Source organism: Microbacterium sp. Y355, assembly GCF_059445345.1.
The window spans coordinates 3,534,332-3,541,118 of record NZ_JCAIUD010000001.1; the positions used below are offsets into that span (position 1 = coordinate 3,534,332).

At 63.2% G+C, this 6,787-nt stretch carries 7 protein-coding genes and 1 tRNA gene; 7 read left to right on the forward strand and 1 reads right to left on the reverse strand.

Going from position 1 to position 6,787, the window contains the following annotated elements; genetic code table 11:
• Window positions 1-71: 71 nt before the first annotated feature.
• From poxB to nusG, 4 genes are all read left to right on the forward strand, one after another.
• The gene (poxB, locus tag AC1C2O_RS16980; RefSeq protein WP_495431622.1) at window positions 72-1,796 is read left to right on the forward strand and encodes a ubiquinone-dependent pyruvate dehydrogenase; all 1,725 of its coding nucleotides are present in this window, start codon (window positions 72-74) and stop codon (window positions 1,794-1,796) included.
• Between the two features lie 158 nt (window positions 1,797-1,954).
• A tRNA-Trp gene (locus AC1C2O_RS16985) sits at window positions 1,955-2,027 on the forward strand.
• A 40-nt stretch (window positions 2,028-2,067) separates the two neighbouring features.
• Window positions 2,068-2,331, forward strand: a complete 264-nt coding sequence (secE, locus tag AC1C2O_RS16990; protein WP_495431623.1) for a preprotein translocase subunit SecE — start codon at window positions 2,068-2,070, stop codon at window positions 2,329-2,331.
• A gap of 44 nt (window positions 2,332-2,375) precedes the next feature.
• Window positions 2,376-3,428, forward strand: a complete 1,053-nt coding sequence (gene nusG / locus AC1C2O_RS16995; protein WP_495431624.1) for a transcription termination/antitermination protein NusG — start codon at window positions 2,376-2,378, stop codon at window positions 3,426-3,428.
• A gap of 93 nt (window positions 3,429-3,521) precedes the next feature.
• Here the strand turns inward: nusG and AC1C2O_RS17000 are convergent, their stop codons facing one another.
• Window positions 3,522-3,914 carry a VOC family protein gene (locus AC1C2O_RS17000; protein ID WP_495431625.1) on the reverse strand — a complete coding sequence of 131 codons (393 nt, stop codon included), beginning with the start codon at window positions 3,912-3,914 and terminating at the stop codon, window positions 3,522-3,524.
• 59 nt (window positions 3,915-3,973) lie between these two features.
• On the opposite strand from AC1C2O_RS17000, the gene AC1C2O_RS17005 reads away from it, so the two are divergent.
• From AC1C2O_RS17005 to rplA, 3 genes are all read left to right on the forward strand, one after another.
• A complete protein-coding gene (locus AC1C2O_RS17005) occupies window positions 3,974-5,011 on the forward strand; it encodes a helix-turn-helix transcriptional regulator (protein WP_495431626.1) in 1,038 nt (345 codons plus the stop codon).
• Window positions 5,012-5,142: 131 nt separating this feature from the next.
• Window positions 5,143-5,574, forward strand: coding sequence for a 50S ribosomal protein L11 (gene rplK / locus AC1C2O_RS17010; RefSeq protein ID WP_495431627.1), 432 nt, complete (start codon window positions 5,143-5,145; stop codon window positions 5,572-5,574).
• An 8-nt stretch (window positions 5,575-5,582) separates the two neighbouring features.
• The gene (gene rplA, locus AC1C2O_RS17015) at window positions 5,583-6,272 is read left to right on the forward strand and encodes a 50S ribosomal protein L1 (RefSeq protein ID WP_495431764.1); all 690 of its coding nucleotides are present in this window, start codon (window positions 5,583-5,585) and stop codon (window positions 6,270-6,272) included.
• Window positions 6,273-6,787 lie beyond the last annotated feature (515 nt).

The window sequence follows — 6,787 nt, forward strand, 5'->3', positions numbered from 1 at the left end:
ATTTCACGGCGGAGCATGCGGGACATCGCTGAGACGGCCCGTGCCGATGTGGCGAGCGGTAGCCTCGGAGCATGGTCACTGTCGCCGAGAACATCGTCCACACCCTTCGCGCCAACCACATCGATCGGGTTTACGGCATCCCCGGTGATTCCCTGAACGGGTTCACCGACGCGCTCCGCAGGGATGGCACCATCCGGTGGTTGCACGTGCGGCATGAAGAATCAGCCGCATTCGCGGCGGCGGCGGATGCGGCGATCACCGGCGAGCTTGCCGTGGTGGCAGGCTCCTGCGGCCCCGGAAACCTGCATCTGATCAACGGGCTGTTCGACGCGAATCGCTCCCGCGTTCCCGTGCTGGCAATCGCCGCGCACATCCCGACGCAGGAGATCGGCACCGGATACTTCCAGGAGACCCACCCGCAGGAACTCTTCCGCGAATGCAGCGTGTACGTCGAATTCGTATCTGACCCGATCCAGATGCCGCGCATCCTGGAGATCGCGATGCGTGCAGCAATCGAGCAGCGTGGCGTCGCCGTGATCGTGATCCCAGGCGAAGTGGCCCTCGCTGAGGTGCCGGTCGACCGTGCCAGCGTCATCGAACGGGCGCATCCCATCATCGTGCCCAACGGCGCAGAGCTCGAGAAGGCCGCTCAGCTGCTGAACGCGGCGAAGAAGATCACTATTCTCGCGGGAGCAGGCGTCGAAGACGCGCACGACGAGGTAATCGCTCTGGCCGACCGGCTCGGCGCGCCGATCGTGCATTCCCTGCGTGGGAAGGAGTTCATCGAGCACGACAACCCCTTCGACGTCGGGATGACCGGGCTTTTGGGCTTCGCCTCCGGCTATCGCGCGATGGAGGCCGCCGACACCGTGCTGCTGCTGGGCACCGACTTCCCGTATGCGCAGTTCTATCCCGAGGACGCCACCACCATTCAGGTCGACATTCGCGGCTCGCAGCTCGGCAGGCGGCATCCGCTCGATCTCGGCCTGGTCGGCGACGTGAAGGCGACCGCGGAGGCTCTGCTCCCGCGTATCGCGGAGAAGAGCGATCGCGCACACCTCGATGACTCCGTGGCGCACTACCGGAAGACGCGCACCAAGCTGGATGAGCTGGCTGTGCCTTCCAAGGGCAAGAACCCGATCCATCCGCAGTATCTCGCGCGGCTGCTCGATGAAGCAGCGAGCGATGACGCGATCTTCACCGCGGATGTCGGCTCGCCGACAGTATGGGCGGCGCGATATCTCACCATGAACGGTCGGCGCCGTTTGATCGGCTCCTTCGTGCACGGATCGATGGCGAACGCGCTCATGCACGGGATCGGCGCGCAGACGGCACAGCCTGACCGTCAGGTGGTCGCATTGGCGGGGGATGGCGGTCTGTCGATGATGCTGGGCGAGCTCATCACGCTGACGCAGAACAAGCTGCCGGTGAAGACGATCGTGGTGAACAACTCCTCACTCAACTTTGTCGAGCTCGAGATGAAGGCGGCCGGGTTCGTCACCTACGCGACCGACCTCGAGAACCCCAACTTCGCCGCCGTGGCTGAGGCGCTCGGCATCTTCGCCAGGAGGGTGGAGCGCAGCGAAGATCTGCCGGATGCCGTGCGCGAGGTGCTCGCTCACGATGGCCCAGCGCTGCTCGATGTCGTCACTGAACGACAGGAGCTCTCGATGCCGCCGGCGATCACGGCCGAACAGGTCAAGGGCTTCGCGCTGTTCGCCATTCGCACGGTGATGTCTGGCCGCGGCGATGAACTTGTCGATCTTGCCAAGGCCAACTGGCGGCAGCTGTTCTGAGCCGCGGGGCTTCTCACGCGGGGCACGTCCGCAGCGCGTGAAGCGGGCTCTGTTCGCCGGGGTGCGCGGCATGCCCTACACTGGAGGAGCAGTTATCTGCATTCTTTTTCCGTGCCTTTGGGTGTGGGAAGGATGCAGATTCAGAGGCCCCGGTCTCTAGGGCGGTAGCTCAATTGGCAGAGCAGCGGTCTCCAAAACCGCAGGTTGCAGGTTCGATTCCTGTCCGCCCTGCGCGTCAGCGCAACGCTGACACACGAAAGGTACATTCAGGATGGATCACGACGAAACGCGCGGCGATATCGTCGCGTCAGGCGGCGCCGCCGGTGTGAAGAAGCTTGGCTTCTTCGGCCGTATCGCGCTGTTCTTCCGTCAGGTCATCGGCGAGCTTCGCAAGGTCGTCACTCCCACGCGTAAGGAACTGTTCAAGTTCACCGGGGTCGTGCTGGTCTTCGTGGCCATCATGATGGCTTTGGTCTACGGCCTGGATGCCGCCTTCTCGTGGTTGACGGCCCAGGTCTTCGGAGTGCCGCAGTAAGCGTCACTCCCGCGGTTGCACCGCAATGAATGGAAAGAAATAACGTGGCTGAACGATATTCCGACGACGCCGACATGGCGACCGCCGCCGAGCAGTCCAGCGAGGACGACGAAGCTCAGGAGGGCAACATGCTCGCCGAAGAGGAGCGATCGGTCGAGCCGGCCGAGCACGCCGCGCTGCACATCGAGGGCGACGCGGATGACACGGACGTGGAAGGCGCGGAAGACATCGACATCAACGACCCGGAGGCAGACGCGATCGTGAACGACGCTCTCAACCTGGACGAGGCTGCAGAAACTGAAGCTGCCGCTGAGGTCCTCAACGACGCAGTGGCAGAAGACACCGCCGACATCGAGGCCGCAGCCGCTGACGAAGTGACTCCCTACGACGGCCCAGACGTGAACGGCGACGAGGATGCCGTGACCGACGAGGACGCCGAAGAAGAGGCTGACTCCGAAGAGGCCGACGCTGAAGAAGACCCGTACGAGGCATTCCGCATGGATCTGCGGATGCTGCCGGGCAAGTGGTACGTCCTCCACTCCTACGCCGGTTTCGAGCGCAAGGTGAAGGCCAACATCGAGCAGCGCAAGTCGACGCTCGAGGTCGAGGACGACATCTACCAGATCGAGGTCCCGATGGAGGACGTCGTCGAGATCAAGAACGGCCAGCGCAAGATGGTCACGCGCGTCCGGATCCCCGGCTACGTGCTCGTGCGCATGGAGCTCAACGAAGACACGTGGTCAGTCGTGCGTCACACGCCTGGCGTCACCGGTTTCGTGGGCAACGCGCATAACCCGACCCCGCTGCGTTTCGAAGAGGCCTTCAACATGCTGAAGGCACTCGTCGAGGTCAAGGACGTTCCGACCGCGAAGAACGTTCAGTCCAAGGGTGGCCTGGCTGTGGCCCGCCCGCTTCCCGCCGAGGTCGACTTCGAGGTCAACGAGACCATCACGATCAAGGAAGGCTCGTTCGCGGGTCTGCCCGGTACGATCAGCGAGATCAAGCCGGAGAGCGGCAAGCTCACCGTGCTCGTCTCCCTGTTCGAGCGTGAGACGCCGGTTGAGCTGTCGTTCGACCAGGTCACGAAGATGCTCTGATAGACATACTCGTCAAAAGACGCCCCGCTCGGCTCCGGCCGGCGGGGCGTCTTTGTCTTTGGGCTCAGTGATCTGGGACTCAGTGCTTGGGTCTCAGTGCTTGCTCGCCCAGTGCGGGCTCTGAATCAGACCGATCAGGTTCCCGAATGGGTCGCTCACGGAGGCTGACCACCAGCCTTCACCGCGCTGAGTTACAGGGTCGAAGGCGGTGGCGCCGAGCTCGATCAGGCGGGCGAAGGACTTTTCGACGTCGTCCACGTGCAGATTGACCAATGCGCCGCCCGGTTGCGCGAGCGCAGGGCGGAACTGGGCATCCATGAGGGCCAGCTCGTCCTCGTCATCCCCGAAGCGCCACTCTGCGTATTGGGCTGGCCCGCCTTCCGGCCGGGTGAAGTACGGCGGCGTCCCCATGACCGTTGAGTACCAGTCGATGGCTGCCGGCATGTCGTCTGCGACGAGATTGAGGTTGGCGATTCCGCGGAACATGTGGATCCTCTCCTGTTGAACAGCTTTTCCTCTATGCTCCTGCGTGAAGTGATCACCTATTGATCACTTCAGAAAAGAGTTCGGAAATCCGCGCAGATCGACTCATCCAGGCACTGCTGCTGCTCCAGGGACGACCTCGGGTCACGGCCGCGGAACTCGCTGCCGCGCTCGAAGTCTCTGTTCCGACCGCGCGCCGAGACCTCGAGGCACTGTCGATGGCGGGTGTTCCGGTGTATCCGTCTCGTGGAAAGGGCGGCGGCTGGAGCCTGATCGGAGGGTCGCGCACGGATCTCACCGGGCTCAACGCATCCGAAGTCACAGCACTACTGGCGGGTCTCACGCAGAGCGGCGGAATATCGCCAGAGCGCGAGGCCGCCATGCGCAAGGTGCTGCGCGCGATGCCGCAGCCGTTCCGAGAGGGCGCGCAACGGATAGTGTCAGCCACGATTCGGGGTGCGGCGTGGGGGACTGTCGGTTCAAGAGAGGCTCCGGATGCCGTTGAGGTGCTGCAAAGGGCGATTGCGGAAGACCGTCGGGTCGCCGTCACATACTCCGGGCGGCGCGGCGACCGCACTGCCGAGGTCGTGCCATTGATCATCGGGAGCAAAGGGGATCGGTGGTACTTGATCGCCGCGCCGACGCGCGACGGACAGGACGTGGCAGATTCAGTCCGGATGCGTACCTATCGCGCCGATCGCATCCTCTCCGTGCAGGTGCTTCGTACCCGAGGAATCGCGCCGGACGAGTTCGACCGCACTCGGGCGTGGATCGAGATGGTGTCCCATGTGGAGGAGATACGCGGGGCCGCGCGGGCTGTCGTGCGAGTGGCGCGGCCGGCGGCGAACGCGATGCAGGATAGGTTCGGCACTCTGGCCAGGGTGATCGACAGCGACAGCGACAGCGACGTCAGCGAAGCGGGGCGTGGAAGCATTCGACTTGAAGTGCGCGCACAGAGCGTCGGCGCACTCGCCGAGCAATTGGCCGGATGGTCGAATGTCGCCGAAGTCATCGAGCCGGCTGAGGTCCGCCGGGCGCTGCGCGAGCTGGGAGCAGCGATGGCTGCTACCTATGCAGACGACGGGCCTGCGATCGAGTAGCTGTCGGATGAGGTAGACTGACCTGGTTTGTGCGCCGTTTCGGCGTGCGCGAAACACACCGCAGTCCGGAACCGCCGGATTCGCGGGAGAAACGGATGCCTCGGCATCCGATTCGATGAGAGGAAGAGGAAATGGCACCTAAGAAGAAGGTGACCGGCCTGATCAAGCTTCAGATCAACGCCGGTGCAGCCAACCCAGCGCCGCCGATCGGCCCCGCGCTCGGTCAGCACGGCGTGAACATCATGGAGTTCTGCAAGGCGTACAACGCCGCGACCGAGTCGCAGCGCGGAAACGTCGTCCCCGTCGAGATCACCGTCTACGAGGACCGCAGCTTCACGTTCATCCTGAAGACCCCGCCGGCTGCAGAGCTCATCAAGAAGGCGGCTGGCGTCGCCAAGGGCTCGGCCACGCCGCACACGGTCAAGGTCGCGAAGATCACGAAGGACCAGGTCCGTCAGATCGCCGAGACCAAGCAGGCTGACCTGAACGCGAATGACATCGAGGCTGCAATCTTGATTATTTCCGGCACAGCTCGCTCCATGGGCATCACGGTCGAGGGCTAAGGGGAATAATCATGGCAAAGTCCAAGGCTTACAAGGCTGCCGCCGAGAAGATCGAGGCAGACCGTTTCTACACTCCGAGCGAAGCTGTTGCTCTCGCGAAGGAGACCGGCTCGGCGAAGTTCAACTCGACCGTTGAGGTCGCGCTGAAGCTCGCTGTTGACCCGCGCAAGGCGGACCAGATGGTGCGCGGCACCGTCATCCTCCCGCACGGCACCGGCAAGACCGCCCGCGTCATCGTGTTCGCCACCGGCCCCGCGGCCGAGGCAGCCATCGCCGCAGGTGCAGATGAGGTCGGCGGCGCCGAGCTCATCGAGAAGGTCGCCGCAGGTTGGACCGACTTCGATTCCGCCGTCTCCACACCGGAGCTCATGGGACAGGTCGGTCGACTGGGTAAGGTTCTTGGTCCTCGTGGCCTCATGCCGAACCCGAAGACCGGTACCGTGACTCCGAACACGGCTAAGGCCGTCGAGGAGATCAAGGGCGGAAAGATCGAGTTCCGCGTCGACAAGCACTCCAACGTGCACTTCGTCGTCGGCAAGGCTTCCTTCACCGCTGAGCAGCTTGATGAGAACATCAGCGCTGCTCTCGAGGAGATCGTTCGCCTCAAGCCGTCGAGTGCAAAGGGTCGCTACATCCAGAAGGGTGCAGTGTCGACCACGTTCGGCCCCGGCATCCCGCTGGACGTCAACGCCATCTGAGTATGACTCGAGAAGGGCCTCTGCCGATATGGCAGGGGCCCTTCTGCGTGCCAGGAGGGCCGGCCCAGAGGGTGCGACACGCCAGGGATACCGGCCCGATTTGCCCGACCCCTGGATCCCGCGTAAGTTATTACTTGTTCGCCCCACAGGGAAGCGGAAAGGCCGAAAAGCCTCATCCCCCCTCAAGCGGAGAACCACCTCGAATCTCTCACTTGAGAGACCTGGTCGCTTGCGACTAGGATGAGGATCCCAGCTCGTGGATAGCAGTCATCGGCTACACATCGGATCTTAGATCCGGAAGCGCCGATTTGACAGCCTCTGCGAAAGGGATAAACTAGAGAAGTTGTCCTGAAGCTTTCTGAGCTTCGAACAATTACTCGAATTTGGGTCTTGCGGCGTGTCGGTTTGACATGCTGTGTGGCTCAGGTAAGATTGAGAAGTTGCCCTGCGGGCCTGGTTGTGATGACTGGGTCGTGGGAGCATCCGATCCTTGAGAACTCAACAGCGTGCACTTG

Bases quoted from the DNA above. Each gene is read 5' to 3' on its own strand.
- secE (WP_495431623.1), top strand. From the start codon at position 2,068: ATGGATCACGACGAAACGCGCGGCGATATCGTCGCGTCAGGCGGCGCC.
- AC1C2O_RS17000 (WP_495431625.1), bottom strand. From the start codon at position 3,914: ATGTTCCGCGGAATCGCCAACCTCAATCTCGTCGCAGACGACATGCCG.
- rplK (WP_495431627.1), top strand. From the start codon at position 5,143: ATGGCACCTAAGAAGAAGGTGACCGGCCTGATCAAGCTTCAGATCAAC.
- poxB (WP_495431622.1), top strand. From the start codon at position 72: ATGGTCACTGTCGCCGAGAACATCGTCCACACCCTTCGCGCCAACCAC.